Here is a 26,384-nt window from a genome sequence, read left to right as displayed (position 1 = left end):
GCGAATTGAAGCGAATTAAAACGAATTTTAAGACGAATTTAAACGAATTTTAAGGCGAATTATGCGAATGGATGTTACCGATAAAATACTTTACAAAGAAGAAAGCTTTAAAATTATTGGGGCATGTATGAAAGTACATCGTTCATTAGGAGCTGGATTTCTGGAAGCGGTTTATGAGGAAGCGTTGGAGAAAGAATTTCAAGTTCAAGAAATCCCTTTTAAAAAGCAAGTGAAGTTGGAATTATATTATGATAATCAGAAATTAAATAAACACTATAGAGCCGACTTTATTTGTTATGATGCTATTGTTTTGGAGATAAAAGCGGTATCTCATATTCCAGATGTGTTTTATGCGCAGTTGAAAAATTATTTAAAGTGTACAAAAATGGAGTTAGGCATGTTGGTTAATTTTGGTACGACTTCATTAATTTATAAAAGAATAATTAATTCGCGTTAATTCGTGTCAATTCGGAAAAATAGAAATAAATGAAAAAAATATTAATTACCGGTGGGGCCGGTTTTATTGGGTCGCATGTGGTGCGGCTTTTTGTGAAAAAATATCCGCAGTATCAGATTTTTAATTTGGATGCGCTGACTTATGCTGGGAATCTGGAGAATATTGCCGATATTGAGAAGGAGTCCAATTATACTTTTATCAAAGGGGATATTGTGGATGCTCCGTTTATTGATGCTTTGTTTGCCGAACATCAGTTTGATGGGGTGTTGCATTTGGCTGCCGAGTCGCATGTGGATCGTTCCATTACTGATCCTTTGTCTTTTGTGAAGACCAATGTGATTGGGACCATGAATTTGTTGAATGCAGCTAAGGCGATTTGGGAAGACAATTATGAGGGCAAACGTTTTTACCATATCAGTACTGATGAGGTGTATGGCAGTCTGGGTGCCGAAGGCTTATTTACCGAGACGACGCCTTATGATCCTAATTCGCCTTATTCGGCTTCCAAAGCCAGTTCGGATCATTTTGTGCGTGCTTATGGCGAAACCTACGGCCTGCCTTATGTGTTGACGAATTGTTCGAATAATTACGGGCCTTTTCATTTTCCTGAAAAATTGATTCCGCTATTCATTCATAATATTATTCAAAATAAGCCTCTGCCGGTTTATGGCGATGGGAAATATACGCGCGATTGGCTTTTTGTGGAAGATCATGCGGTGGCGATTGATTTGGTTTTTCACAAAGGGAAGAATCATGATACTTATAATATTGGTGGTTTTAACGAATGGCAGAATATCGATTTGGTGCAATTGCTTTGCAAAATCATGGATGAGAAATTAGGTCGTCCAGCCGGCACATCGGAGCAGTTGATTGCCTATGTCAAAGACCGTCCGGGGCATGATTTGCGTTATGCGATTGATGCGACTAAGATTAATAAGGAGTTGGGATGGAAGCCTTCGGTTACTTTTGAGCAAGGATTGGAAAGAACGGTGAATTGGTATTTGGAGAATCAAGCTTGGTTGGATAATGTGACTTCGGGGGAATATGCGAGTTATTACGAGAAACAGTACTCGAATTGAAAACGAATTTAAAGCGAATTTTTAAGCAAATTGAGACGAATGGATGCTGTCAATGACGTTTTGTTGTGAAAGTAAAAAATTAAGGATTACTAATTTTCTTTTAGTTCACTGGGTTATTATTTTTTAGCGGTGTTCACTGAATCTTCGATTTGCCTTGATCAACCCTTCGACTTCGCTCAGGGTGACGGAAACAAAAAAATATTCATGCTTTATTATTGTTTTTTGGTATTCATGGCCCGAGCCTGAAAGGCGAACGGATGAAATAATCTTCGATTTCTAGTCTGCGCTCCCTCGTCGGTCAAATTTAGCTTTGCTCGGTTCGACCTTCGGTCTCGGGTTGTTTTCGAAGTAGCTTCGCTCTGTTCGCCTGCGGCTCGGGTCTAAAACAAAAAAACTATTCATGCGTTTATATTTTTATGGAATTCATGAATCTTCGATTTCGCTTCGCTCAAACAGTTTTTGTTTTGCTTCGCCAGTTCGTCCCGATAACAATCGGGACTCGGGTTACGACTTCTTCAAACATTTGACGCTCGACTGCGGAAGCGAAGGACGGGAGAGGAGTGGTGAGTTGTCAGTTTTCGGTTTTTGTCACTTCGAGTGATTTTATAAAATAGCGAGAGCGTTTTTATAAAATTGTATCGAGAAGTCTGGGGTAAAGGGATTCATTTAAAAAAAGCACTTAATTTAAGCATAAAAAGTTGTTTTATATGCAGTTGAGCAATTATTTAAGATGTACAAAAATGGAGTTAGGTATGCTGATTAATTTCGGCAGGCCTTCATTAACTTATAAAAGAATGATTAATTTGACAAATTCGAATTAATTCGAATAATTCGTGAAAACTATGAAAGGAATTATACTCGCCGGAGGATCCGGTACCCGATTGCATCCGTTGACCCTGGCGATGAGCAAGCAGATGATGCCGGTTTATGACAAGCCGATGATTTATTATCCGTTATCGACTTTGATGATGGCGGGGATTCATGAGATATTGATTATTTCGACTCCGCATGATTTGCCGAATTTCAAGAAATTATTGGGTGATGGCTCGGCTATCGGTTGTCAGTTCAGCTATGCCGAGCAGGCGGTTCCTAACGGACTGGCGCAGGCTTTTGTTATTGGAGAGGAATTCATCGGAGATGATAGTGTCGCTCTGGTTTTGGGGGATAATATTTTCTTTGGTTCGAATATGGATGAGTTGCTGCAATCCAATAGCCAACCGGAAGGTGGAGTGGTGTTTGCTTATCATGTGGCAGATCCCGAACGCTATGGTGTAGTGGAATTTGATCAAAACCATAAAGCGCTTTCGATTGAAGAAAAGCCCTTGGCGCCCAAATCGAATTATGCCGTACCGGGTTTGTATTTTTATGACAATTCGGTTGTAGAAATCGCCAAAAATATCCAGCCCAGTGCCCGAGGGGAATATGAAATCACCGATGTCAATAAGGTCTATCTTGAAAAAGGCCAGTTGAAGGTTGGTATTTTGAGCCGAGGTACCGCCTGGCTGGACACCGGAACTTTTAACAGCCTGATGCAGGCGGGGCAATTTGTTCAGGTACTTGAGGAGCGTCAGGGACTGAAAGTGGGCTGTATTGAGGAGATTGCCTGGAGACAGGGTTTTATTACAGATGCGCAATTAAGAGAATTAGCAGAGCCTTTGAAGAAATCCGGATATGGGGAGTATCTTTTGGGGTTGTTGAAGATGAAGATGTGAATCGTGAGTCGTGAGTCGTGAGATGTGAGTTGTGAGTTGTGGGTTGTGGGTTGTGAGCCCCGATAGTTATCGGGAGGGTTGTGGGTTGTGGGTTGTGCGTTGTTTTTAGCAGAGTATAGCCTATCGTCTATGTCATTGACTGTTTGCTTTTTTTAAATTTAATTGACGCAATTGTATTTTTTTTTAAATTTTTAAGATTATTTTTGGGAGACTAAAAACTAATCCGTTTTAACCTATATAAAGATATTTTGAGTAGTAATAAGCACTTTGGTTCCGAAAGGGAGAATTCCTCTTTTTTTTCGAGGGAAAACTTACGTTTTAACATTCATAATTTAAGTTATCTGCCCCGGTGGATTATTGTTTTGATTGATGTTAGTATTTTATTGGTTTCTTTTTTATTTACAAAACTGATTATTAATGGCTTAGGGATGCTTTATGTGATAGGTTTCGATAAAGTGAGCTATGTCCTTTTTCTTTTAGGTGTTAATGTGTTTTTCTTTTGGTTGTTTCGGACTTATGCCGGTATCATTCGGCATTCTTCCTATATTGATGCGGTTAAGCTTTTGCTGTCACAGTTGGCGGTATTGGTTTTTTTCTTGGTCTATAATTTGGTTTTCGAGTTTTTTAATGGCGATAAGGCTTTTTTGAACACGGCACTTTTTATTAATATTGTATTGTCTTTTTGTGGTTTGTTTCTGTATCGGGTTATTGTAAAACAAACCTTTGAACATTATGTTGCTGAGAAAAACGATGTTAAGTTGGTTCGCACTCTAATTTATGGGACGGATGCCAATGCCATTTCGGTAGCTAATGCCTTAAAATTAGAAAGACCAAGTCGTTTTAAGATTGTTGGATTTGTGGATAAGAAAAATCAAAATTCGACCAAGAGAATGTTGGATTTGCCGATTCTGGTGCAGAAGAGGAAGTTGCCGACGCTGATGCGTTCTGTTGGAGCCCAAGGGATTATTATAGCCGATAAGGGGTTGAGTAAGGAAGAGCAGTTGGTTATTGTGGATCAGTGCTTGGAGTTTAACTACAAGGTGTATATCGTTCCTGGGATTAGGGATTGGGAAAATCAGAAGGAAATTTCCAAAAAAGTAAAGAATTTACAAATTGAAGATTTGTTAGAAAGGAAGGCGATTGTACTAGACAGTAAATCGATTTCTAAGCAGTTGAAAGATAAAACTATCTTAATTACCGGAGGTGCGGGCTCTATAGGAAGTGAAATTGTAAGGCAGGTATTGGGTTTTAATCCCAGAAAAATTATTATCCTTGATCAGGCTGAGACTCCTTTGCATCATCTTTCTTTAGAAATTGAAGGGATTCGTTCTGATTCAGCCATACACAGTGTCGTTGCCGATGTTAGAAATAAAGTGGCCTTGCGTCATGTTTTTGAGGCCTATCTACCGCAGGTTGTTTTTCATGCTGCGGCCTATAAGCATGTGCCTTTGATGGAGGAGAATCCCTCGCAGGCGATTTTGACCAATATTGAAGGGACAAAAAACCTGGCTGATTTGTCCTGTGAGTACGGAGTTAAAAAGTTTGTTATGGTTTCTACTGATAAGGCGGTGAATCCGAGTAACGTCATGGGAGCCAGTAAGCGGATTGCGGAGAAATACGTTCAAAGCCTGCAACAGAAAAGCAGGGAAGAACAATGTGTCAAAGCAACAAAGTTTATCACGACCCGTTTTGGGAACGTGCTAGGTTCTAATGGATCAGTGGTGCCCTTGTTTAGCAAGCAAATTGCTGAGGGCGGTCCGATTACGATTACACATCCCGATATCATCCGTTATTTTATGACTATTCCTGAGGCTTGCCAATTGGTATTGGAAGCGGGGGCCATGGGTAAGGGAGGTGAAATCTATATTTTTGATATGGGGAAGCCGGTTAAGATTATTGATTTGGCCAGAAAGATGATCAAGCTGGCTGGATTTGTTCCTGATAAAGACATAAAGATTGCGATTGTAGGTTTGCGTCCGGGAGAGAAATTGTATGAGGAATTGCTCAATGATACTTCAAAGACATTGGCTACCCATCATGAGAAAATTATGATTGCTGAGGATGTTCAGGATGAATTTGACATGCTGCATAGTGATATTGAGGAATTGATTGCAATTGCCAATTTTTTTGACAGTGAGGGTATTGTTTCTAAGATGAAGAAGATTGTTCCGGAGTTTAAGAGTATGAATTCGGCTTATGAGGTGCTGGATAAGTAGTGAATAGTGAATTGTGAGTTGTGAGTTGTGAGTTGTGTCCTTCGACAAGCTCAGGATGACAGTGAATCGTGAGTCGTGAATCGTGAGTCGTGAGTTGTGTCCTTCGACAAGCTCAGGATGACAGTGAATCGTGAATTGTGAGTTGTGTCCTTCGACAAGCTCAGGATGACAGTGGGTTGTGAGTCCCGATAGCTCGGGAGGGTTTTGGGTTTTAGCAGATCGCTTATTTTATTCGTGCTGTATTTTGTTATTATGCAATTTTGGCAGACAGAAGCCTGATGTTTATTGGGGGTCGTATATAAAACGGGATTTATCTTATAGAAATTATTATTTTTTTGATTACTTTCGCAGTCCTTTAAATCTACATTTCAATGAACTTTATTTTTTCCATAAAAAAAGCGATTCCTTTCATTTTGGTATTTTTATGTTTTTCCTGTGCTAACAGGAAAGAAATTGTCTACTATCAGAATATTGACAATTTACAGCCTAAAGCGGCTTCTTCGAGCTATGAGATTAAAATTCAACCCGATGATTTGTTGAGTATTATTGTTTCGGCTGAGGATGCTGAAATAGCGGCTCCCTTTAATTTAAAATCGGTTGCAGTTCAGAGTCCGAATAGGCTTGATGCTGTAACGAGTCAGCAGACCATGCAGTTGTATCTGGTGGATGCCAATGGTTTTATCGAGTTTCCCATACTGGGACGGTTAAAAGTAAGTGGTTTATCCCGTACGGAAGTATTGCAGATGCTTCAAGATAAGATTGCGGTTTATATTAAAAAGCCGATAGTGAACATGCGCATCGTGAATTTTAAGGTTTCGGTTCAGGGAGAAGTTTTGGCTCCCGGTACTTTTGCGGTGGATTCTGAACGCATTACTTTGATTGAAGCTTTGAGTAAGGCAAAGGATCTTACTATTTACGGTAAGCGCGACAATATCTTAATCATTAGAGAAATAAACGGGGTCGCGTCCTATAACAGGGTGGATTTGACCAAGGCTGATTTTATCCATTCGCCTTTTTATTATTTGGCCCAGAATGATGTGGTTTATGTGGAACCCAATAAAACTAAAATTAACGGCGCTAAGGTGGGGCCTAATACGGGGGTTCTTATTTCGATTACCTCTATCTTGATTACCTTGATTACCTTAATTATTTCGACCAGCAAATAAATTTTTCATGCAAAATAACATTTTAAACGAAGATACAGAAGATAATTTTCAATTAAGAGCCATCCTAGATCAATATATTTTCCATTGGAAATGGTTTGTTTTAGGTGTGTTTTTATGTCTAGGCATCGCCTTTGGCTATTTGCGTTATGTCATTCCGCAGTATAAGGCCAGCACTACTATTTTGGTCAAAGACGAAAAAAAGGGAGGAGGTCTTTCTGAACTTTCTGCTTTTGCGGATATGGGTTTAGGAGGAGCACTAAAGAACAATGTTGATAATGAGATTGAGATTCTGAAGTCCAGAACCCTGGTTGAAAGTACGGTTAGGGAGTTGCATTTGAATGTCAACTTGGTTGTTGAGGGTAATGTTATTGATGCCACTCTTTATGATAACAGCCCGATTAGTGTTCGTTTTATCCGTCCTACAGCCGCTCTTTACAGCAGTAGCAGTACTTTGAAGTTTAGCAGTACAGGAGGGGGGCGTTTTAGACTTGAAGAAGAGCTAAACGATTTGTCATTGCCGATTCTTTTTGATTCCAAAAAGGAGTATGCTTATGGGGAGATCATCAAAACAAGAGGTGGTGATTTGAGGATTCTGCAGTCGACTATTGAAGGAGTCAGTAGTAGTAAGTTTATCCAAATTGTTATCAGGCCTCTAGAAGAAGTCGTAGAAAATTACCGAAGCCGCCTTGTCATCAGTCCTTTGAGTAAGACGAGTAGTGTGGTTGAGTTGTCTTTGACGGATGCCGTCATTCATAGGGCTGAAGATTTTTTGGATGCTTTGGTTCGAATTTATAATGAAGCTGCTGTAAATGATAAAAATGCTATCTCTGAAAATACTTCTCAATTTATCGCTGGTCGGTTGGCGTTAATTACAGAGGAATTGGATGGGGTAGAACAGAGTGTGGAGCGTTTTAAGAAGTCGAATCGACTTACCGATATTGAATCGGAGGCCAAACTTTTTATAGAAGGATCGAGTGAGTATGATAAGAAGGGGGTTGAGGCCGCTATACAATTGAATATGGTACAGTCGATGCTTGATTTTATTAAGAAGAGCAGTAATTCCGATTTGTTGCCTACCAATGTTATCGGTGGAGATGCAGACGCTTCTAGTTTGATTAATACCTACAATCAGTTGATTTTGGATCGCAATCGCTTATTAAAGTCGGCCACGAGTCTGAACCCCTCTGTTGTTAAGATGGATCAGCAAATTGCTTCTTTGAGGTCTAATGTGGTATCGAGCTTGGGCAGGCTGCAATCGAATTTAAGGATTCAGAAGTCTGATTTGAAAAGTGAAGAGGGTGTTTTGAACCGTAAGGTAGAAAAAATACCATCGCAGGAGCGTCAGTTCAGGGTTATTGCCCGCCAACAAAAAGTTAAGGAAGAGCTTTATTTGTATTTGTTGCAAAAAAGAGAAGAAACTGCTATTTCCTTGTCGGCAACAGAACCTAATGCCCGAGTAATTGATGCGGCCAAGGCCTCAAAGATTCCTGTTTCGCCTAAGAAGAGTATTATTTATCTAGCTGCATTATTGTTGGGTATTTTGATTCCTTTTGGAGTAATTTATCTGATTGACTTGCTTGATACCAAGATAAAAAGCCGTTTGGATTTGGAGGGAAAAACTTCGGTTCCGTTTATTGGGGATGTTCCTTCTTCTGAGGATCCTTCACAAATTATGCAGCCGGATAGCAGAAGTAGTTCGGCGGAAGCTTTACGAATCATTCGAACCAACCTTGAATTTATGGTTGGTAAGGTTGCTGAAGGTAAGGCCAAAACGATCTTTTTGACTTCTACTTTTCCTAAGGAGGGGAAAACTTTTGTTTCGGTCAATTTAGCGGCTACTTTTGCCTTGTCGGGTAAAAGAGTGTTGCTGATTGGGGCTGATATCCGAAATCCCAGATTAGATGATTATTTGACTTTACCGGATCGCGGATTGACTAATTATTTGTCCAGTAACAATTTAGACTTAAAGGATTTGATTGTGAAGTATGAGGGTTATGAGGATTTTCATGTTTTACCAGCGGGGGTTATACCACCGAATCCAGCCGAGTTGTTGATGAGTAAAAAAATTGCCGGTATTTTTGAAAGTCTAAAAGCCGAGTATGATTATATTATTGTGGATACGGCTCCAGTAAGTCTGGTGACGGATACCTTATTGATTGCTCAATATGCAGACTGTTTTGTATATGTTGCCCGTGCTAATTTCTTAGAAAAACGTATGCTGGCCATCCCGAATAGTTTGTACAAGGAAAACAAGTTGCCTAATATGTGTATGCTTTTGAATGATACAGACTCTAGCAAAGGCTACGGCTATGGTTATGGTTATGGGGTAAATGTGGAAAAAGAGCCGTGGTATAAGCGTATTTGGAATAAGTAGTTTGTATTGGTTTACTATAAAAAAGTTTACAAGGGGTGTTTTCTCTTTGTAAACTTTTTTTTTGGAGTTGTGAGTTGTGCCCTTCGACCCTTCGACAAAAGCTCAGGGCGGGCTCAGCTACCATTGACGTTTTTATTAAAAGAGAAATATTAAGGTTGCTAATTTTCTTTTTTGCTTGATCAAAAAAGAAACAAAAAAATCAAGTCTGCGCTCCCTCGTCGGTCAAATTAGTTTTCGAAGTCTAAAACAAAAAAACTCGTCCCGAAAGATTCTGTGTTGATTTACAATTAAAATATTAATTTTTATTTTTTTCAAAAAAGGACTTCGGGTAATCCTTGAGATTATTATTTTATTGTTTCATTTATTCTGATACCCCAATGTCTTTTATTTTGGGTTGATTAGTTTTAATCACATTTCTTTTCTTAATTTTGCTTTTCTAAGGCGGTCATTGAGCCAGCCTGTATAGCGTGTTTATGCCGTTTGTGCATGCACGCTATTTTTTTGTCCCATCCTCTTGGTTTCATATTCTTTGTCATAAGAACACTTATTCTTGAATATAGTATAAACCATTTCCAAAAGCTTTCTTTGAACTGCTATCAAAGCCTTCATTTTGACTCCATGTTTGGAGACTATCCTTGCATATAAATCTCTAAAATTATCATCCCACCTTACAACAGTTAACGCTGGTAAATGCATCGCTTTCCGCAGGTGTCTATTTCCGCTTTTTGATATTCTAGGCTTTCCTTTTACTGATGTTCCAGATTGTTTTTCTTTAACATCAAGTCCTGCATAACTTGTCAATTGTCTCTTGCTTCGTATTAGTTCAAAACCATTAGTCTCCGCCAAAATAATCACAGCAGTCAACTCTCCAATTCCAGGTATTGTGCAAATATTCTCAATTTCATTTTTTAAGACAGCGTCCTTATTTACCCAATTTTCAATCTCTTTTTTTATCTCTTTCTCCTGTCCACTCAAAAACTTAATTCGGGTACTAATCCGCAATATACTACTCTCATTAGGCTCAGCTTCTGATTGTTCTGCATGAAGATGGTTTTTTACCATTGCTCTCTCAAACACTATCTGATCGCGTTCACGAGTAAGCTGTTGCATATTCCTATAAATACTCTTTGGACGATGCCATAAATCTAATTTTCTTTCTAACCCAAATTGTGCAATGGCTTCAGAGCAGGTTTTGTCTGTAACGGTTTTATTCTCTAAAGTCCGCATATAGTTGCTGATTTTATTGGGTAAAACAACGCAAACTTCACACTCTTTTTCATCTAAAAAATAAGCGAATTTTTGATGGTAAACACCTGTGGCTTCCATGACAAATCGAACCTTTATTTTGTCATTTGTTAACTTTTTTACCCATTCTAAAAGTCCTAAAAAGCCTTTCTCATTATTTCTAAAAACTTTAAAGGCATACAATTCAATTGATAAATCTTCGACCATTCTACCTAGAGTAACTACCAATTCTTTCTGAGCTACATCAATTCCCAATACTTGTTTTAATACTTTCATTCTTAAACTTTAAGGTTGTTTATAAAGTAAAGAATCTCCCTTCGTCTTTTCTCCTGGTTGGATATTCTGGATATTAAGTCTTGCTTAATTCCTTACATTCTGTTCAGACTCTAAAAGATAAAAAAGAATGAGGTGATTTCTTTCGAACAATATACTTCTTGAGTTATTTAGCCTTCGGTGTACTCTCATTCTTCTTACTTTATGCTTTCAAATTTAAAGCTTTCTTTTTGGGAAATTTATAACTTTGCAAACATAGGAGCTTTCGGGACTCAAACAGTTTTTGTTTTGCTTCGCCAGTTCGTCCCGATAATTATCGGGACTCGGGTTACGACTTCTTCAAACATTTGACGCTCGACTGCGGAAGCTAAGGACAATTGAATCCCGGAAATGACAGTAATTTGAAGCATAATTGAATGCAAATATCATATGTCATTTTATATTGCTTTTTTTAGAATAAAAATTATACCTCAGGGTGACAGTAAGTTGTGGGTTGTGGGTTGTCAGTTATCGGTTGTTTAGAGGTAAGGGGTTTATTTTGAATTTTGAATGGAGAGTTAGGAATGAAGCGGCAAGAAGGCCGGGTTTATGAGTTCAGATCGTGAAGAGTGTTTAGTGTTCAGTTTGAAGTTGTCGTTCCGATAGTTAGCAGGAGGAATTCGTATAGCTGTTGTTTTAGATTTAGTCAAATTTGAAAAATTGATTGTTGGCTATGGCTTCTTTTAGGGGTGTTGGGTCTTTAAGTTTTATTTTTTGGTGGAAGGCGGCTAGATGTTTATCATTATGCACATCAGTACCGACAAAATCATACATTCCTTTTTGTAATAATTGTTCGGCTATCTTAGTGATATTGGCTCCATAATAACCTACTATGGCTAGCAAATTCAATTGAAAGAGGCAGCCTGCTTTTTTTAGTTTGTGGTATTCATTAAAATTATTATGATAGAACAGATAGCGTTCCGGATGGGCTAAAACCGGAATATAGCCTGCTATGCGTAAATCGAACAAAATGGAGTACAATTGTATTGGTGGGTTGATGTAGGACATCTCAACCAAGACGTAGTTGTCCTTTAATGTTAGTAATTCGCCTGATTTGAAAAGGCGGACAAACTGATCGTCCATCATGTACTCGGCTGCTGCTTTAAAAGGAGCGCTGATATTGTTTTTTTGAAGTTTCCTAAGGGTTGTTTCTTTATTGGATAAAATTTGTTCATGGGTGTTTTCCCATAGCTGTTGGATGATGTGGGGAGTCGTTATGAATTGTGAAATGCCAAAGCTTTGCAGTGTCTTAGTCAGTTGTAGGCTGTCTTCAAAGGTTTTGGCTCCGTCATCTATACCGGGCAGTAGATGGGAGTGGATGTCAATGTGATTGTCAGGAATTAGATCCTTAAGTGCGTGTTTGGATTTGAAAAGTGTAAACATGGTGCAAAGATAGGGAAAGTGTTGTGAATAGTGAGTTGTGGGTTATCAGTTTTCGGTTGAACATACATACTTCGCCTTTAGCGAAAGTCAAGAATTGGATCTTAATTTTAAAGTTTGCCAATTGGGAGAGTGTTACGGTTCTTATTGGTCTGTGTCTCATTATTTTTTTTGTACAAAACTTAAAGAAAACATAAAATCGATTAAGAGAGGAGTAGGCTATTTTCTAATTTTTATCTTTGAGAATGGATAAGAAAAATTATATTCCTTTAAAATTTCTGGTTGGATACTTGCTATTAATTGCGCTTTTTGTAAGCGTGAGTTGGTTTTTATATTCGGAGAATAAAAGCTTTGTCAGTACCCAAAAAGAAAATGCATTAGAAAGCGGTACGATTCTAAAAGTCAGTAATTTACTAACTGAAATTCACAAAACCGAAAATTTAGCCCGATTGGCTATACAATCCAATAAAAGTAGTGATTTTAAAAACTATTTGCACAAAAGTAATAGTTTGAACGGCACTATTGCGTCGTTAAAAGCGCATTTATCTACCAATTATCAGATTGCTTTACTTGATAGTGTTGGTGTTCTATTGACCAAAAAAGTAAAGAACATTGAGCAATTAAAGATCATTAAGGGCAAAACCGAAGACGAAGTTGCTGTAAAAAATGCGATTGTTGATTTGACTAAGATGGAGGCTTCATTGCGCAAGTTAGAATTGGAGGATTTTGTGAAATATCCAGCTGAGATGGGGTCTTATCAGCGAAATGTCCTTAAAAAATACATTGTGTATTTGAATCAAAACATTCCCGATGACAGTTCTAATACTTTGAGTCGAAAAGCGTCAGATTCTATTTTGATGGCTTCCAGAAAGTTACTTAATACCGTAAAAATAAAGACAGCCCAAAAAAAGCAATTGATCAGTGATGAGGAGAGTAAACTCATTAAAAATGAACTTTCAATATCTGAGCAATTGCAGAAAGTTTTGGCAGTGATCGAAAGTGAGATTATAAAAAAGTCAACCCAAAGCTATCTTGACCGAGAAAAATCTCTTGGAAAAACGAATCAAATTGTCACTCAGGCGGCAATCATCGGTCTCTTACTAGCATTGTTATTTTTGATTATTATTTTGAATGATTTTTCTAAAAGTCAGTCGTACAAAAGACAATTGGAAGCGGCTCATGTTACTACCAAAAAAATACTCAATAGTCGCGAGCAGCTCATTTCGACCGTTAGTCACGATTTGAAAACGCCATTGAGTACCATCATTGGTTATACCGAGTTGTTGGGCAACAGCGCTTTGAGTAGCAAGCAACAGCAGTTTGTAGAGAATGTAAAAAGTTCGTCTAATTATATTTCGCAATTGGTACAGGATTTATTGGATTTTACTCAAATTGAAGCCGGTAAAATTAGTGTTGAAAGCGTTTCCTTTTCATTGGCCAAAATCATTACAGAGGTGGCCGAAAGCCTTTCGTCTGTTTATCAAAACAAGGCTGTTGGGCTTGTTTTAAATATTGCCCCTGAATTTCAGCAGCATATTGTTGGCGATCCTTTTCGACTTCGACAGCTATTGAGCAATATTATTGGCAATGCTTTTAAATTTACCGAAAAAGGATTTGTAAAGATTGAAGCTAGGATCGATCAGCATTCAAATACAATCTTAATTATTGTTGCGGATTCCGGGATTGGCATTGCGGTTGAAAACCAAGAGTTAATTTTTGAAGCGTTTACCCAAGCTAGCCAACAGATTGAAAAGCGGTATGGAGGAACGGGACTAGGATTGACTATTTCGAGAAAAATAGCCCGTATTTTGGGAGGAGATTTAAGTTTGAGCAGCAGCTTAGCAAAGGGGAGTATTTTTACCATTAGCCTTCCGCTCGTTTTTGACGATGTGGTTCAAGGGGAATCGGATTTGTTATTAGCGTCTCCATCTCAATATACGATTGTGGTGATTGATGACGATGAAAATCTATTAAAATTGACCTCTGAAGTTCTGCGACAAAATCACTTTGTGGCGGTCGCTTTCTGTCTTGCCAGTGAGGCCTTAGAGTGGATGAAAGAAAACCCTTTTGATTGTGTTGTCAGCGATATTCAAATGCCGGTTATGGATGGTTTTGCTTTTATCGAAAAGTTGCAAAACCAAGAGGGGAGCAATTATAAAAACCAAGCTGTAATTGCCATGACGGGCAGAAGCGAAGTGGATTTAGCCACTTACAAGAAGATGGGATTTACAGCAGTTATTCGCAAACCCTTTGCGCCCAGCAGGCTGATTCAGACTTTAAAAAACAGTATTGATCAAGAAGGGGAGGTTCCTGTTATCGCTGCTATTGCACCGAAATCAATTCATGAAAGTTATAGTTTGGCTAACGTCAAGGCTTTTTTGCATGACGAAAAAGAATCGCTGCAAGAAATCATTAGCTCCTTTATGCATAGCACTAAGGCTAGTTTAATTCTTTTGGAAGAAGCCATTTTGGTTAAGGACATGGAGCAAATTAAAAATATAGCGCATAAAATAAATCCCATGTTTAAGCAGCTTCAGGCAGATGAGATCAGTAGTATTTTGGATGAATTGGAATTAAGAGACCACAACCAAAATGAAATTTTGGTTCTATTTGAAGAAGTGAAATGCAAGATCAAGGCTCTTTTTGTATTGCTGCAAAAAGAAATTGACTAATCGATACCGTAGCGTTTTATTTTGTTGTACAGGGTTTTACGAGTGATTTTGAGAAGTTTAGCCGCTTCAGATTTATTGCTTCCTGTTTGTTCTAGGGCGTCTAGAATTGTATCTTTTTCATTTTTGGATAAAGACAAATCAGGAGTTTCGGTATGTTGTTCTAAAAAAAACTCAAGGGGTAAACTCGTTTTTTCGATGCAATTCCCTTTGGTCAAAAGAGTTGCTCGCTTGATGCAGTTTTTCAATTCCCTCAGGTTTCCTGGCCAGCTGTATTTTTGAAAAATAGTGTTTACTTCAGGAGAAAATCCAATCACTGCTTTATTGAGTTCTTCATTGGCTTTTTCGAGAAAAAAGTCGGCAAACACCATCAAATCGATGTCTCTTTCTACCAAGGAAGGCGAATGAATCGAAAATTCATTAATGCGATGGTACAAATCTTCTCTAAAGTCTCCTTTTTTTACTGCTTCACGTAAGTCCTCGTTGGTTGCTGCAATAATTCGAATATCGACTGCAATTTCCTTATTGGAGCCTACGGGTTTTATTTTTCTTTCTTGTAAGGCGCGTAACAATTGAATTTGGTTTTCATAGGATAGGTTTCCAATTTCGTCTAAAAAAAGGGTGCCTTTATTTGCGGCTTCAAAAAAACCAATTTTGTCATTGATGGCTCCTGTAAAGGATCCTTTTAGGTGACCGAAAAATTCACTTGCAGCCAGCTCTTTTGGGATTGCTCCACAATCAACGGCGATAAAAGGGTCATTTTTTCGGGAGCTTGCCTGATGAATATTTTTGGCAATTACCTCTTTTCCTGTACCGCTTTCCCCAATAATCAAAACCGACATATTGGTTGGGCCAACTAATTCGATGTATTCGGCTAGTTTTAATGAGGCTTTGGAAATGCCTTTAATCAATTCTTTTGAGTTTTGAGTATGGGTTGGTTTTTGGGGCTTTGAGGTTGTTTGTGAGATGATTTCTTCTTTGGATTCCTGCAAGGCGTTGGCAATTACCAGCAGTACTTCTTCGGGGTTAAAAGGTTTTGAAATGTAATCTGTAGCTCCTTTTTTGATGGCCTTTACGGCAGTGCTTACATCAGAATATCCGGTCATTAAAATCACAGGAGTATCAGGGAAAACTGTTTTTATTTCTGCCATTAGCGCGATGCCATCGGTGTCAGGCAGTCTTAAATCGGTAAGAACAAGATCGTATCGAATTGAATTTATTTTGCTTCTCGCTTCATTGGCTGAAAAAGCAGTTGTTATTTCGTAGCCTTTTTTTAGCAGAAATTTTTCCAATAATTTGCAAAAAGAAACATCATCCTCAATTAGTAAAATCTTTTTCATGTATTTCAAACTTTAGCGCTAAAATAAAGGTATTAAAATTGGATTTTCACAAAATTATGCAAAAAAAGAGCGATTGTAAAAAACAACCGCTCTTTGATTTAAAAAAAGAAACTTTATTTGGTAATCCAGTTCCCATCGGCATCCGCATAGACAGTAGCGCTCTGGTCTTTGACTGTGATCTCTAATTTATATTGATTTTCCTTATTGATGTAGGCTTTTGTAATCCTTGCTCCAGGATGTGTTTTTTCAGTTGCTTTGAGTACTGCTTCTGGTAATTTATCGGTTCCAATTTCAGTAAACTCCTCTTGAGTTAGGGTATATTGGTTTGATGCGATTTGAACAGGAGTTGTTGCAAATGCGGTTAAACTTCCTAGAACGATTGCTGCTGCTACGATTGTCTTTTTCATGTTTTTTAATTTTTGGGGTTGTTTTTTATTTGTTATTGGATCCACTTTCCGTTTTCATCGATAAAAAGATTGCCTTTTTTATCTTCAAGAGTGATTTCCAATTTGTATTTTTTGCTTGCATTTACATAGGCTTTGTCTAGGATTGCTTTTGGATAAGCTGCTTTTAGTGCATCTTTAATTGCGGCCGGTAACTCTTCTAGTTTTACTTCGGTGTATTCTTCTTGTAGGATACGGTTGGTTGTTACTTCATGATTTGGCTGGATTGGAGTTGCAAATGTGGATAGACTCCCTAATAGAATGGCGAATGATAAAACTGCTTTTTTCATAATAATTTAATTTTATATTTATAATTACTTGTTCGTTAGTAAGGATAATGAAATAATTATGCCGTTTCGTTCTCATGGGAGACCGGGTGCCTAAGTAGCCTATTTACAAGGCTTTGTTTTGTTTGACTGTTTTTTCTGAGATGTGAACGCTGTGTAATTTTAGAATTATGCTGAGTAAAATTTACCCAAAAAAATGACTCTTTTCATTTTTTCTGATCCAATGGTTCTTTGGGGTTGTGAGTACTGAATAGAGAATATAGGAGCTGGGCCAAAGGAGAATTTTTCTTTTTGGCTCCCTTTTTTTTAGGGAAGCTGAGTTGTGGGTTGTGAGTTATCGGTTAGGGGTTGTGGGTTGTGAGAAGTGTTCTTCGACCCTTCGGCTCTTCGACAAAAGCTCAGCTCAGGATGACCATGAGAAGTGAGTTGTCGGTTATGAACTGTCGTCTAGAAGGAATAAAAAAGCCAATTTATCGTAAGAATTATGGTTAAAATATTATTTTAGCCATATATATTAAAAAAATGAAACAATTACTTCAGTGGACCATCATCATTCCAGTACTGTCCTGGATTCTATTTTTTAGCGGACTTGTGGACAACAGCAGCATCTTTCAAATTATTGCAAGCCTATTGCTTATCCTTAGTGTTATGTCGGCTGTGCATCATTCGGAAATCATAGCAGAGAGAGTTGGAGAACCCTATGGAACCATTATTTTAGCCATATCAATAACAGTCATTGAAGTTTCAATTATTATATCGCTCATGATGTCTGAGGGCTCAGCAGCAGCTTCGCTGGCCAGGGATACGGTCTATGCTGCCACAATGCTTATTCTTAACGGTATTATTGGATTCTGCCTTCTGATAGGGGGTTTGAAACATTATGAGCAAAATTTTTCGGCCTCTTCAGTCACCATTGGATTGGTTTCACTGGTTTCGATTATCGTATTTACATTGGTGTTTCCTACCTTCACAGAAAGTGTTAAGGGATCTTATTATTCGGTACCCCAACTGGTTTTTGCTTCCGGCGCCTGTCTTGTTATTTATAGCTCTTTTCTGTTTGCGCAAACCAGAAGATACAGGCAATATTTCCTCACTATTGGAGCTGATGAAGATGAGGAAGTGGCTGAGCCTATACTAATCAATAACAAGGTCTTCTTTACGAGTTTGATTTTTCTTGTTGTAAGCTTGGGTGTTGTAGTGTTGTTGGCAAAAACGCTTTCTCCTACAATTGAAAGTATTATTGTTAGTTATAGTTTGCCAAAAACTTTGGTGGGGGTTGTGATTGCGGCTATTATTTTATTGCCTGAAGCTATTGCGGCTATTATAGCCGCTAGAAAAAACAGATTGCAAACCAGTATTAATTTGGCCTTGGGGTCGGCTTTGGCAAGTATTGGATTGACGATTCCGAGTGTGGCAGCAGTTTGTATCATGATGGACATGCCGATTATTCTGGGACTTGATATTAAGTCGATTGTTCTGTTAGCCTTGTCCGTCTTTACTGTGATGTTGTCGTTAAGTAAAGGCAAGTCTAATATTGTTTATGGGGTAGTGCTTCTGGTCAATTTATTTGCTTTCATATTCCTTATGATCTACCCCTAATCAAAAAAAACAGCCACTTGAAAGTTTGAAAAGTCCTTTTTTTGGGCGAGTAAGTGGTTGTTAAAGTAAAATGTTTTTTAGGCCAGCTGGTTATACAGACCGTCAAATTAACAGCAGTAATTTTTTTACTAGATTAGCAATGACTAAATAGATAGAAAATGGCACACAATCAGGATGAACGTATTGCAAAAATGACGTTCGCATCAGTATACCCACATTATCTTGCCAAGGTAGAAAAGAAAGGGAGAACAGCAGAAGAGCTCTATCAGGTCATTGAATGGTTGACCACTTATGATAAAAAAAGGGTGGCACAGCTCATTGAAGAAAAAGTTACCTTTGAAGTGTTTTTTCAGCAGGCTACACTACATCCTAATGCGGATCTGATTAAAGGAGTGATCTGTGGCTATCGCGTAGAAGAAATAACAAACCCATTAACACAGCAGGTCCGATATTTGGACCGACTGGTAGATGAGTTGGCGAAAGGGCGCAAGATGGATGCCATTTTGCGCGTTAAATAAGAAGTACTGATTGCATTTGAATCAGATTATTTATCTGATTTATGCGTAAATTAGCAAGAGTTATTATTAGAATGATTAACTAAATCTATTTTATTATGAAAAATCTAAGTCTTTTTTGTTTGTTGTTGGTTTGTATTGGATTCCAAAGCTGTAAAAAAAATGAAAACCCTAAAGTTGTTGCAGTCGAAAAACCGATAAAGGTACAGTGTTATAGAGCGCTGTATGAAAAAGATACAATTGATTTTAAAATGAATACTTTGAAAGACGGTACCATAACAGGGGATATGGTTATGAAAGTTTTTGATATGCCTAAAAAGGTTGGGGAAATTGCCGGAGAATTTCGTGGTGACACTTTGTTTGCCAGCTATACCTTTATCGAGGGAGCAAATAAGAAAGTAACATTCAAAAATCCGATGGCTTTTTTGAAGCGAGGCAATGAACTTATATTAGGAAATGGGCAAATTGAAACTTCTATGGGGGCTTCTTATTTTGTTAAAGGCGTGCCTATCGATTTTGAACGTGTGAAGTATAAATTTAATACTATTACTTGTTTGGGAGAATAGAGGTTGCATTATAAGCGAGCGTTGTGAAAAGCGATGAGTTGTGTAGGCTTTTAAAGTCTTGCCATGACGTCATAAATTATTAGTTGTTTTTAACCGCAAAGAGCGCAAAAGCTGCTTCGCTTGTTTTTTACCGCAAAGCTTGCGAAGTGTTGGGATCTGCCAGGACTTCATGAATTATAGTTGTTTTTACCGCAAAGAGCGCAAAGGATTTTACTATGGACACGGCCATTATTCTTTCGGGAGTTGTGGCTTCAACTTTGACTCCGGCTTTTCCAATAGAACAAAAAGTCTTGGCGGTTAGTATTTAGGCCGAGTAAAAATAATTTGGCTTGCATTGCGATGAACAGGAATGGATAGCCTTAGCATCTAAGATGACAAAAGAGACGCTATTATTTCTTAAATTTGCAGCCAAGAATTTTTAATTGCCACAATGAATATATTTGATCTAATTATCAACGACAAGGAGGTGGTTTCTCTCGATACTGTTTTTCTTAATGAACTGAATCAGCAAAAGATACTACAGCTGGTAAAAGAGCATAAGTATGTAGATGAACTCGCTAAATACGGATTGACAACTAACAATAAAATAATGTTGTACGGGAGTTCTGGTTGCGGAAAAACAACTACGGCCAAAGCGCTTGCAAACACACTGAAGAAACCTATCTTGATTCTTAATTTGAGTAATGTAGTTTGTGCCCGAATTGGTGAAACAGCTCAAAATATAAAGCAGGTTTTTGACAAGGCGGCCAGAGAAAATGCGGTTCTTTTTCTCGATGAATTTGATCAGATTGCTAAAGAGCGCGTGGGTGATGATAAGGATGTAGGAGAAATGAGAAGGTTGGTTAATACGATTATCCAACTCATTGATTATTATCCTAAAAATGCTTTGTTGCTCTGTGCGACGAATCATCCTGAAATTATTGACAGCGCACTTTTGAGACGTTTTCAGCTGCAGATTCATTTTGAAATGCCGACTTCGGATATTTTGGATGTTTATTATGATACATTATTGCGTTCCTTTCCTGAAAATCTTCAAAATATCGAGCGAAAATATGCTATTTCTTTTGCCGAAGCCAAAGACTATGCTTTCACCATGGTCAAATCGGCCTTGATTGAGGTGCTGGAAAAGCAAGAAAAAACGAATGAAGAAAGAATTGGCAGTCTGGCCTAAATCAGCAAAGCAATTCTTTGTGAATTAGTACGCTTTAGATAGAGGCAAGAGGGTATAAAACATACTATTCGCTAGCGAGGAAGCCCCGTTCTTAGTAGAGGAAGAGAGTTAAAAGCGGATGAGTATTAAACTATAAAGTCGTTTCTGAAAAATATTTTTAAGCTTGATAGCTTTTGAATACTTTTCAGAAACGGCTTTTTAATTTAGTGCATTAGGGGGTTTGTGCTGGGTGGATTGTCGGTCGGTTAATCCGCTTTTTTTAGCACAAGCTTTCAAATTAGAAACTATAGGTCATTGCCATTAAAAGATAAGCATTGGATTTGGATGGATTTGTATCAGTATTCAAAAAAACGGCTTCTGATGAAAGATCGATTCTGATTTCGGGAATAATAGTCAAATTCCCTGTTTTGTAATTTAGTGACAGCGTATTGCCTACAAGCTTAGATTCCCCTAAGACAGGAAGTGTTATAGCCGCTTTTTTGGCGTCAAAATATTCCAATCTATAGGCCAAGCTAATGTGATTTTTGACGGCATAAGTGGCATATCCAACCAAGGCAAACCAATTTTCATCATGGCTGGTGGTGTCTTCTTTTATTAACGAATAGGTTCCGTTGAATCCGAGACACATTTTTTCATTGATGTTTTTAGAGGCAACAATATCAAATTGTGTTTTATTTACGCTGCTGGCCGGATTGGCGCTTCCTGTAGTTAGATTAAAATACAGGCTTTCGGAGTTTGTGGTATAAGCCAATTGTCCGATAACTGTTTTTTGGTTTGAGCCTGCTTCCAGGGCAGTTTTAAAGTCGGTAGGATTAGTCAGGCCTGCCATAAGGCTCCATTTCCCTAAGGTATATTGAACTTTTAGACCCGTATTAAAAAAAGGGCCGTTTGTGAAAGCATAGGACATGCTGTAATTTTTGTTATCGACCGCATCCAATAGTTCATATCCGATATGGGTGGTAAAGCTACCGGCAACGAGCTTAAAACGCTCTGAGAGTTGGTAGGTTAAATAGAGTTGCTTGATCATGAAAGAACTGTTGTTGTCGTTGTAAGTGAATTCTTTGTCCCTGTTTCCGAATCCCAAATCTACAAAAACGGCGCCCTTGGCTCTAGTATGAGATGCCTCAATAGATGCCATTCCTAGTTCGAAAGAATTGTGAGCATAGGTGAAGCTGGTTTTTCCATTGGGAGACAGACTTGAAAAATCATACTTGTAGTAGAGGTCAGCCGATCCGCCGAAAGTGGTTGATGATTGTGAAGCCTCTTGTGCGAATGTCATCGTGCTTGTAAATAGGAGTCCTAAAACGCTTGCTGTTTTTTTCATGTTATTTTGGTTTGTTGGTTAATTTTGGCGTTGGTTGTTGTGGTTTTTATAGTTATTTTTTTACTGAAATCGGACTTGTTTTTCTTGTGAGTAAAGGGGGTAATTTTTTAGTTTTCAGCCATTTATTTTACATTTATTTGAAGCTAAATTATCAACTTTGAGTTCTCTTTCCTTCTTTTTTTTAAAATTTGGAGCAGAATTATCGATATCAAAAAATCTATAAAAAAGTAATGCTTATTTGTTATTTTAAGTGTTGTTTTTTGATTTTAATATAATGGTTATTTTTGTTAAGGGGCTGTTTTTTTATGGGGTATGTTCGTTTTATAGTTGTTTAAAATGATTTTTTTTTAACTTTATTAATGGTATTAAGGTAAATGAGTATTATTTTTATAGGGGTATGACTGTTTTTATTAAAAAAAATTTTTTTTTTAAGGAAGGGAAGCTGTTAATAGGAAGTACTCTATTAGGAGCTGTTAAAACCAAGTGAAAAGAGATATAGGTGTAGAGATTGTGTCCTTGGGGTTAATTCAGGATTGCTAAAATACAGGAAGGGATTTTGTAAACGCTAGAAGAGGGATGCCATAATTAAAGAATGCAGATGAAAGGCTAATTCTTGAAGTGGGGGCAACAACGAAGTTGATAAAAAAAGCCCTCTGAAAATTCAGAAGGCTTATTTTTGAAAAATAAATTATTTTTTTGATTCCTCTACAGAAACTTTTCTAAACTCTTTTAAAAGTTTTTCCAGGTCCAAAGTCGATTTACGTGCTCTTGTTCCCGCCGCTTTGTTTCCTTTTTCGATGTGCAGTTCAGCCTCTGTTTTGAAGTTTTCAAATTCGGCATTGATTTTTTCGAATAAATCTTTCATGGTGATACTATATTAAATTAGGGCGCAAAAATAAAAGTTTACTTATTAGATAGCACTAATTTGGTGTTAAAATTATTGTTATTTAATCGAGAAAAAGAAGGAGGTGAAAGGGATGCGGATGCTTGCTTGCCGTGATTTTCAAAGTTTTCGAAATGGTACAGATCCAATTTAATGTATATAGTTTTGATTAGGAGTTGTTTATATCTAAACGAAAAATCTTATATTTGTTAGGCGATGATTCAGATTGTATCAAAAAGGGCTTTATAATAGGTTTGGTTTTTATCCTGATAGACTATGAATGCTACCAATAACAGTGATTCGGACTGGTTGTTTGAGATAACACCCAAGAACAAATTCTTCTCGTTGAACTTCAAAGAAGTTTGGCACTATCGCGACTTGTTGTTGCTTTTTGTAAAAAGGGATGTGGTCACGGTATACAAACAAACTATTTTAGGGCCGCTTTGGTATTTGATACAGCCGCTTTTTACCTCGATTACTTTTACTATTATTTTCAACAATGTGGCCGGGATTAGCACCGGAGTTGTGCCTTCTTTTCTGTTTAATTTGGCCGGTATCACGGTTTGGAATTATTTCACGGCTTGCCTTAATGATACTTCGGATACCTTTAAGCGCAATGCTTCTATTTTTGGCAAAGTCTATTTTCCGAGAATCATCATGCCGCTTTCGGTAGTGGTTTCTAATTTGTTGAAATTCGGAATTCAGTTTCTGATTTTTGTAATTTTTTATTTGTATTTTTATTACCAAGGGGCTGCTATCAGTCTTAATTTCAGCCTATTGTTTTTCCCGCTCTTAGTGGTTTTGATGGGGGTTTTAGGATTGGGATTGGGGATGATTATTTCCTCTTTGGTCACTAAATACAGGGATTTGAGTTATTTGATTGGTTTTGGGGTGCAATTGCTGATGTACCTCTCGGCAGTGATGTATCCCATGGCGCTGATCAAGGAGAAAATCCCCAATTATGCTTGGTTGGTAAACTATAATCCGCTGGCTTATATTATTGAAAGCAGTCGGTATATGTTGCTGAATGTGGGACAGCTTTCTGTTTCGGGACTTATTTATACGTTTGCTGTTACGATTCTTATTTTTTTTATGGGTTTGCTTATTTTTAACAAAACGGAGAAAAGTTTTATTGATACGGTCTGAATAGTGAGTGGTGAATAGTGAATCGTGAGTAGTAAGTGATGTCATTTTTCTACTCACAACTGACGACTCACTAAAAAGAGAAGATATGGATCATAAAGAGTTGGATGTTTGGAAGAAGAGTATGGATTTGGTTGTTACAGTATATCAAATTACGCAGCTATTTCCGGATTCAGAAAAATTTGGTTTGACTAGTCAAATGAGAAGAGCAGCTGTTTCAATTCCATCTAATATTGCTGAAGGAGCCGCAAGAAAAGGAGATAGAGAATTGATTCATTTTCTTCATGTTGCTTTGGGGTCACTTTCAGAACTAGAAACACAATATTTAATAGCAATACGATTGGAATTTATTAAGAACGAGCAAGTTTTTGAACTACAAATGATTGATGTTAAAAAACTTTTGATAGGATTTAGAAATTATTTAAATAAGTGACTTAGTGAGTAGTGAATAGTGAGTAGTAAGTGAGTCATTTTTCTACTCACGACTCACGACTCACGATTCACGACTCACGATTCACTAAAATGAAAGACATCATCTTAAAAGCCGAAAACATCTCCAAGCAATACCGTCTGGGACAGGTAGGTACGGGGACGCTGAGTCATGACCTGAACCGTTGGTGGTGCCAATTAAGAGGGAAAGAGGATCCTTATTTGAAAATAGGAGAGACTAATGATCGCAGTACCAAAGGAGAAAGCGATTATGTGTGGGCTTTGCAGGATATTAATTTTGAGGTAGCGCGCGGCGAAGTTTTGGGAATTATAGGGAAAAACGGAGCGGGGAAATCGACCCTGTTAAAGATATTATCTAAGGTGACTGCACCTACAACGGGCAGCATAAAATCCCGGGGGCGTATTGCTTCCTTGCTTGAAGTGGGGACCGGTTTTAATGGGGAGATGACCGGCAGGGAAAACATTTTCCTCAATGGAGCCATTTTAGGAATGACTAAAAAAGAGATTGCTTCCAAACTCGATGAAATTATTGCTTTCTCAGGTTGCGAACGGTATATAGACACTCCTGTAAAACGCTACAGCAGCGGAATGACGGTACGATTGGCCTTTGCTGTGGCTGCATTCCTTGAACCCGAAATCTTGGTGATCGATGAGGTGCTGGCTGTGGGTGACGCCGAGTTTCAGAAAAAAGCCATCGGCAAGATGCAGGATATTTCCAGGGGTGAAGGACGGACGGTTTTGTTTGTAAGCCATAATATGGCGGCGGTTCAAGCTTTGTGTACGAGAGGGATTGTGATGAAGAATGGTTCAATTGATTTTGTTGGAGGGATTGAGGATTGTACACAGCATTATTTGAATGATAGTTCACTGAATTATGAATTTGAAGATTTTCAAGACAGAGTTGGTAGCGGTTTAGTTAAAATAAAAGCGGTAAAGACTTATGGAGTGGATGAGGATGTAATACCACAAACAGGAAAACCTTTTACTATGGAATTCATTTTAGATAATCCGAAAAATATTGACCTGACAAAAATTTTATTTGATTTAAGAATAGATGATAATATGGGGCAAAGAATAGTTTGGATGAGTACCTCATTATTGGAAACATCGGATCATTTTTTTGGAGACAAATTAGTTTTCAAAATAAAGAAGCTAAATTTAAATGAAGGAACTTATTATGTTACTACTCATATTATGATAGATAATGTAGTGACAGATTGGATACAAAATGCCTTTTCTTTCAAAATAGACAAAGGGGATTATTATGGTTCAGGCAGAAATATTCCGACTAAACAAAGCAAATTTTTAATTGATTTTAAAGTAGAATATGATAATTAATAAAATTAAAAATAAAGTAAAGTGGTTTGAGCATTTGCTTCTTAAAAAATATAAATTAGAGCAAGATACTATAGCATTGGCTCAATTGCTTAAACTTTTCGATAATAAAGTGTTTTTGCCGTTGACAGCTTGGGCCATTAGTCCTAAGCAAGTATTGCATATTTGTAATGATATTGTAATAAATGAAAGGAAGAATATAATTGAGTTTGGTTCAGGGTTTTCAACTATTTGTATAGCACAACTGTTGAAGATAAATAAAATTGAGGCCTCGTTTATGTCTATTGAAAATGATGAACAATGGTATGAAAATTTGAAAGGAATTCTTTTAAAACTAGAATTGTCTGAATATGTTAATGTTATTTATGCTCCAATTATTAAAGTTTCTAAAACAATTGCTAAAGAGGGACAGGAAAAATGGTACGATACTTTAATTATCAGTGAAGAAATTAGCAGGCATCAATCATTTGACTTATTAATTGTCGATGGTCCTTTTGGTAAAACAACTCCATTTGCAAGATATTCAGCAGTGCCATTTTTAAAAGATCGAATCTCTGAGAATTTCGCCATTTTTTTAGATGATACAGACAGGGTTGAAGAAAAGGAAATAGCTCAATTATGGCATCAGATTTTGAAGTGTTTCAAGATAAATAAAGATAGATATACCTATTTCTCTAATAAAAACGATTTTGACATTACACCTTATGGATTATAATCA

23 protein-coding genes are annotated in these 26,384 nt (G+C 37.5%); 16 read left to right on the top strand and 7 right to left on the bottom strand.

Features of this window, described 5'->3' with window-relative positions:
• Positions 1 to 67: 67 nt before the first annotated feature.
• The 7 genes from LNP19_RS01540 to LNP19_RS01515 all read left to right on the top strand — a co-directional run bounded on the left by LNP19_RS01540 (position 68) and on the right by LNP19_RS01515 (position 9,004).
• On the top strand, positions 68 to 457 hold the full coding sequence (locus LNP19_RS01540; protein WP_230063046.1) for a GxxExxY protein: 390 nt from the start codon (positions 68 to 70) through the stop codon (positions 455 to 457).
• Positions 458 to 486: 29 nt separating this feature from the next.
• The gene (gene rfbB / locus LNP19_RS01535; RefSeq protein WP_230063045.1) at positions 487 to 1,536 is read left to right on the top strand and encodes a dTDP-glucose 4,6-dehydratase; all 1,050 of its coding nucleotides are present in this window, start codon (positions 487 to 489) and stop codon (positions 1,534 to 1,536) included.
• Positions 1,537 to 2,243: 707 nt separating this feature from the next.
• The gene (locus tag LNP19_RS15460; protein ID WP_428979034.1) at positions 2,244 to 2,357 is read left to right on the top strand and encodes a GxxExxY protein; all 114 of its coding nucleotides are present in this window, start codon (positions 2,244 to 2,246) and stop codon (positions 2,355 to 2,357) included.
• A 21-nt stretch (positions 2,358 to 2,378) separates the two neighbouring features.
• Positions 2,379 to 3,248 (top strand): glucose-1-phosphate thymidylyltransferase RfbA, encoded by an 870-nt coding sequence (gene rfbA, locus LNP19_RS01530; RefSeq protein WP_230063044.1) that lies wholly within the window; start codon positions 2,379 to 2,381, stop codon positions 3,246 to 3,248.
• Between the two features lie 323 nt (positions 3,249 to 3,571).
• Positions 3,572 to 5,464 carry a polysaccharide biosynthesis protein gene (locus LNP19_RS01525; RefSeq protein WP_428979044.1) on the top strand — a complete coding sequence of 631 codons (1,893 nt, stop codon included), beginning with the start codon at positions 3,572 to 3,574 and terminating at the stop codon, positions 5,462 to 5,464.
• Between the two features lie 371 nt (positions 5,465 to 5,835).
• Entirely contained in the window at positions 5,836 to 6,630 is a 795-nt protein-coding gene (locus LNP19_RS01520) for a polysaccharide biosynthesis/export family protein (protein WP_230063042.1), read from the top strand.
• Between the two features lie 7 nt (positions 6,631 to 6,637).
• Positions 6,638 to 9,004, top strand: coding sequence for a GumC family protein (locus LNP19_RS01515; protein ID WP_230063041.1), 2,367 nt, complete (start codon positions 6,638 to 6,640; stop codon positions 9,002 to 9,004).
• Positions 9,005 to 9,475: 471 nt separating this feature from the next.
• Here the strand turns inward: LNP19_RS01515 and LNP19_RS01510 are convergent, their stop codons facing one another.
• Positions 9,476 to 10,525, bottom strand: coding sequence for an IS110 family RNA-guided transposase (locus LNP19_RS01510; protein ID WP_230063040.1), 1,050 nt, complete (start codon positions 10,523 to 10,525; stop codon positions 9,476 to 9,478).
• Positions 10,526 to 11,203: 678 nt separating this feature from the next.
• Positions 11,204 to 11,944 carry a tyrosine-protein phosphatase gene (locus LNP19_RS01505; protein ID WP_230063039.1) on the bottom strand — a complete coding sequence of 247 codons (741 nt, stop codon included), beginning with the start codon at positions 11,942 to 11,944 and terminating at the stop codon, positions 11,204 to 11,206.
• A gap of 242 nt (positions 11,945 to 12,186) precedes the next feature.
• Between LNP19_RS01505 and LNP19_RS01500 the strand changes: the two genes are divergently transcribed.
• Complete coding sequence (locus LNP19_RS01500) at positions 12,187 to 14,613, top strand: hybrid sensor histidine kinase/response regulator (RefSeq protein WP_230063038.1); 2,427 nt, start codon at positions 12,187 to 12,189, stop codon at positions 14,611 to 14,613.
• On the opposite strand, the gene LNP19_RS01495 is transcribed toward LNP19_RS01500, so the two are convergent.
• From LNP19_RS01495 to LNP19_RS01485, 3 genes are all read right to left on the bottom strand, one after another.
• Positions 14,610 to 15,950: a sigma-54-dependent transcriptional regulator gene (locus LNP19_RS01495; protein WP_230063037.1), complete on the bottom strand. Its 1,341-nt coding sequence runs from the start codon at positions 15,948 to 15,950 to the stop codon at positions 14,610 to 14,612. The two genes, LNP19_RS01500 and LNP19_RS01495, sit on opposite strands and share 4 nt — an antisense overlap.
• Before the next feature lie 113 nt (positions 15,951 to 16,063).
• Entirely contained in the window at positions 16,064 to 16,357 is a 294-nt protein-coding gene (locus LNP19_RS01490) for a hypothetical protein (protein ID WP_230063036.1), read from the bottom strand.
• A 32-nt stretch (positions 16,358 to 16,389) separates the two neighbouring features.
• Entirely contained in the window at positions 16,390 to 16,683 is a 294-nt protein-coding gene (locus LNP19_RS01485; RefSeq protein ID WP_230063035.1) for a hypothetical protein, read from the bottom strand.
• Between the two features lie 645 nt (positions 16,684 to 17,328).
• Between LNP19_RS01485 and LNP19_RS01480 the strand changes: the two genes are divergently transcribed.
• The 4 genes from LNP19_RS01480 to LNP19_RS01465 all read left to right on the top strand — a co-directional run bounded on the left by LNP19_RS01480 (position 17,329) and on the right by LNP19_RS01465 (position 20,531).
• Positions 17,329 to 18,279 (top strand): calcium:cation antiporter, encoded by a 951-nt coding sequence (locus LNP19_RS01480; protein WP_346432219.1) that lies wholly within the window; start codon positions 17,329 to 17,331, stop codon positions 18,277 to 18,279.
• A gap of 158 nt (positions 18,280 to 18,437) precedes the next feature.
• Positions 18,438 to 18,797, top strand: a complete 360-nt coding sequence (locus LNP19_RS01475) for a DUF2200 domain-containing protein (protein ID WP_230063033.1) — start codon at positions 18,438 to 18,440, stop codon at positions 18,795 to 18,797.
• 95 nt (positions 18,798 to 18,892) lie between these two features.
• Positions 18,893 to 19,360 (top strand): hypothetical protein, encoded by a 468-nt coding sequence (locus LNP19_RS01470; protein WP_230063032.1) that lies wholly within the window; start codon positions 18,893 to 18,895, stop codon positions 19,358 to 19,360.
• A gap of 430 nt (positions 19,361 to 19,790) precedes the next feature.
• Positions 19,791 to 20,531, top strand: a complete 741-nt coding sequence (locus tag LNP19_RS01465; RefSeq protein ID WP_230063031.1) for an AAA family ATPase — start codon at positions 19,791 to 19,793, stop codon at positions 20,529 to 20,531.
• A 277-nt stretch (positions 20,532 to 20,808) separates the two neighbouring features.
• Here LNP19_RS01465 and LNP19_RS01460 read toward each other — a convergent pair whose 3' ends face one another.
• On the bottom strand, positions 20,809 to 21,855 hold the full coding sequence (locus tag LNP19_RS01460; RefSeq protein ID WP_230063030.1) for an outer membrane beta-barrel protein: 1,047 nt from the start codon (positions 21,853 to 21,855) through the stop codon (positions 20,809 to 20,811).
• Between the two features lie 688 nt (positions 21,856 to 22,543).
• A complete protein-coding gene (locus LNP19_RS01455) occupies positions 22,544 to 22,720 on the bottom strand; it encodes a histone H1 (RefSeq protein WP_072944296.1) in 177 nt (58 codons plus the stop codon).
• A gap of 294 nt (positions 22,721 to 23,014) precedes the next feature.
• Here LNP19_RS01455 and LNP19_RS01450 point away from each other — a divergent pair, with 294 nt between their 5' ends.
• The 4 genes from LNP19_RS01450 to LNP19_RS01435 all read left to right on the top strand — a co-directional run bounded on the left by LNP19_RS01450 (position 23,015) and on the right by LNP19_RS01435 (position 26,381).
• Complete coding sequence (locus LNP19_RS01450) at positions 23,015 to 23,884, top strand: ABC transporter permease (protein WP_230063029.1); 870 nt, start codon at positions 23,015 to 23,017, stop codon at positions 23,882 to 23,884.
• Positions 23,885 to 23,969: 85 nt separating this feature from the next.
• Positions 23,970 to 24,314, top strand: coding sequence for a four helix bundle protein (locus LNP19_RS01445; RefSeq protein ID WP_230063028.1), 345 nt, complete (start codon positions 23,970 to 23,972; stop codon positions 24,312 to 24,314).
• 89 nt (positions 24,315 to 24,403) lie between these two features.
• Complete coding sequence (locus LNP19_RS01440; protein ID WP_230063027.1) at positions 24,404 to 25,669, top strand: ABC transporter ATP-binding protein; 1,266 nt, start codon at positions 24,404 to 24,406, stop codon at positions 25,667 to 25,669.
• Complete coding sequence (locus LNP19_RS01435; protein WP_230063026.1) at positions 25,659 to 26,381, top strand: class I SAM-dependent methyltransferase; 723 nt, start codon at positions 25,659 to 25,661, stop codon at positions 26,379 to 26,381. The genes LNP19_RS01440 and LNP19_RS01435 overlap by 11 nt, the downstream gene beginning before the upstream one ends.
• The last annotated feature ends 3 nt before the right edge of the window (positions 26,382 to 26,384 follow it).

The sequence above is a fragment of the Flavobacterium acetivorans genome, assembly GCF_020911885.1.
GTDB lineage: Bacteria > Bacteroidota > Bacteroidia > Flavobacteriales > Flavobacteriaceae > Flavobacterium > Flavobacterium acetivorans.
The sequence above is the reverse complement of the archived record's forward strand: the minus strand, read 5'-3'. Positions and strand labels throughout refer to the sequence as shown.

Bases quoted from the DNA above. Each gene is read 5' to 3' on its own strand.
- LNP19_RS01460 (WP_230063030.1), bottom strand. From the start codon at position 21,855: ATGAAAAAAACAGCAAGCGTTTTAGGACTCCTATTTACAAGCACGATG.
- LNP19_RS01440 (WP_230063027.1), top strand. From the start codon at position 24,404: ATGAAAGACATCATCTTAAAAGCCGAAAACATCTCCAAGCAATACCGT.
- rfbB (WP_230063045.1), top strand. From the start codon at position 487: ATGAAAAAAATATTAATTACCGGTGGGGCCGGTTTTATTGGGTCGCAT.
- LNP19_RS01490 (WP_230063036.1), bottom strand. From the start codon at position 16,357: ATGAAAAAGACAATCGTAGCAGCAGCAATCGTTCTAGGAAGTTTAACC.
- LNP19_RS01465 (WP_230063031.1), top strand. From the start codon at position 19,791: ATGAATATATTTGATCTAATTATCAACGACAAGGAGGTGGTTTCTCTC.
- LNP19_RS01505 (WP_230063039.1), bottom strand. From the start codon at position 11,944: ATGTTTACACTTTTCAAATCCAAACACGCACTTAAGGATCTAATTCCT.
- LNP19_RS01480 (WP_346432219.1), top strand. From the start codon at position 17,329: ATGTCGGCTGTGCATCATTCGGAAATCATAGCAGAGAGAGTTGGAGAA.
- LNP19_RS15460 (WP_428979034.1), top strand. From the start codon at position 2,244: ATGCAGTTGAGCAATTATTTAAGATGTACAAAAATGGAGTTAGGTATG.
- LNP19_RS01520 (WP_230063042.1), top strand. From the start codon at position 5,836: ATGAACTTTATTTTTTCCATAAAAAAAGCGATTCCTTTCATTTTGGTA.
- LNP19_RS01485 (WP_230063035.1), bottom strand. From the start codon at position 16,683: ATGAAAAAAGCAGTTTTATCATTCGCCATTCTATTAGGGAGTCTATCC.
- LNP19_RS01470 (WP_230063032.1), top strand. From the start codon at position 18,893: ATGAAAAATCTAAGTCTTTTTTGTTTGTTGTTGGTTTGTATTGGATTC.
- LNP19_RS01445 (WP_230063028.1), top strand. From the start codon at position 23,970: ATGGATCATAAAGAGTTGGATGTTTGGAAGAAGAGTATGGATTTGGTT.
- LNP19_RS01515 (WP_230063041.1), top strand. From the start codon at position 6,638: ATGCAAAATAACATTTTAAACGAAGATACAGAAGATAATTTTCAATTA.
- rfbA (WP_230063044.1), top strand. From the start codon at position 2,379: ATGAAAGGAATTATACTCGCCGGAGGATCCGGTACCCGATTGCATCCG.
- LNP19_RS01510 (WP_230063040.1), bottom strand. From the start codon at position 10,525: ATGAAAGTATTAAAACAAGTATTGGGAATTGATGTAGCTCAGAAAGAA.
- LNP19_RS01500 (WP_230063038.1), top strand. From the start codon at position 12,187: ATGGATAAGAAAAATTATATTCCTTTAAAATTTCTGGTTGGATACTTG.
- LNP19_RS01435 (WP_230063026.1), top strand. From the start codon at position 25,659: ATGATAATTAATAAAATTAAAAATAAAGTAAAGTGGTTTGAGCATTTG.
- LNP19_RS01450 (WP_230063029.1), top strand. From the start codon at position 23,015: ATGAATGCTACCAATAACAGTGATTCGGACTGGTTGTTTGAGATAACA.
- LNP19_RS01495 (WP_230063037.1), bottom strand. From the start codon at position 15,950: ATGAAAAAGATTTTACTAATTGAGGATGATGTTTCTTTTTGCAAATTA.
- LNP19_RS01455 (WP_072944296.1), bottom strand. From the start codon at position 22,720: ATGAAAGATTTATTCGAAAAAATCAATGCCGAATTTGAAAACTTCAAA.
- LNP19_RS01540 (WP_230063046.1), top strand. From the start codon at position 68: ATGGATGTTACCGATAAAATACTTTACAAAGAAGAAAGCTTTAAAATT.
- LNP19_RS01475 (WP_230063033.1), top strand. From the start codon at position 18,438: ATGGCACACAATCAGGATGAACGTATTGCAAAAATGACGTTCGCATCA.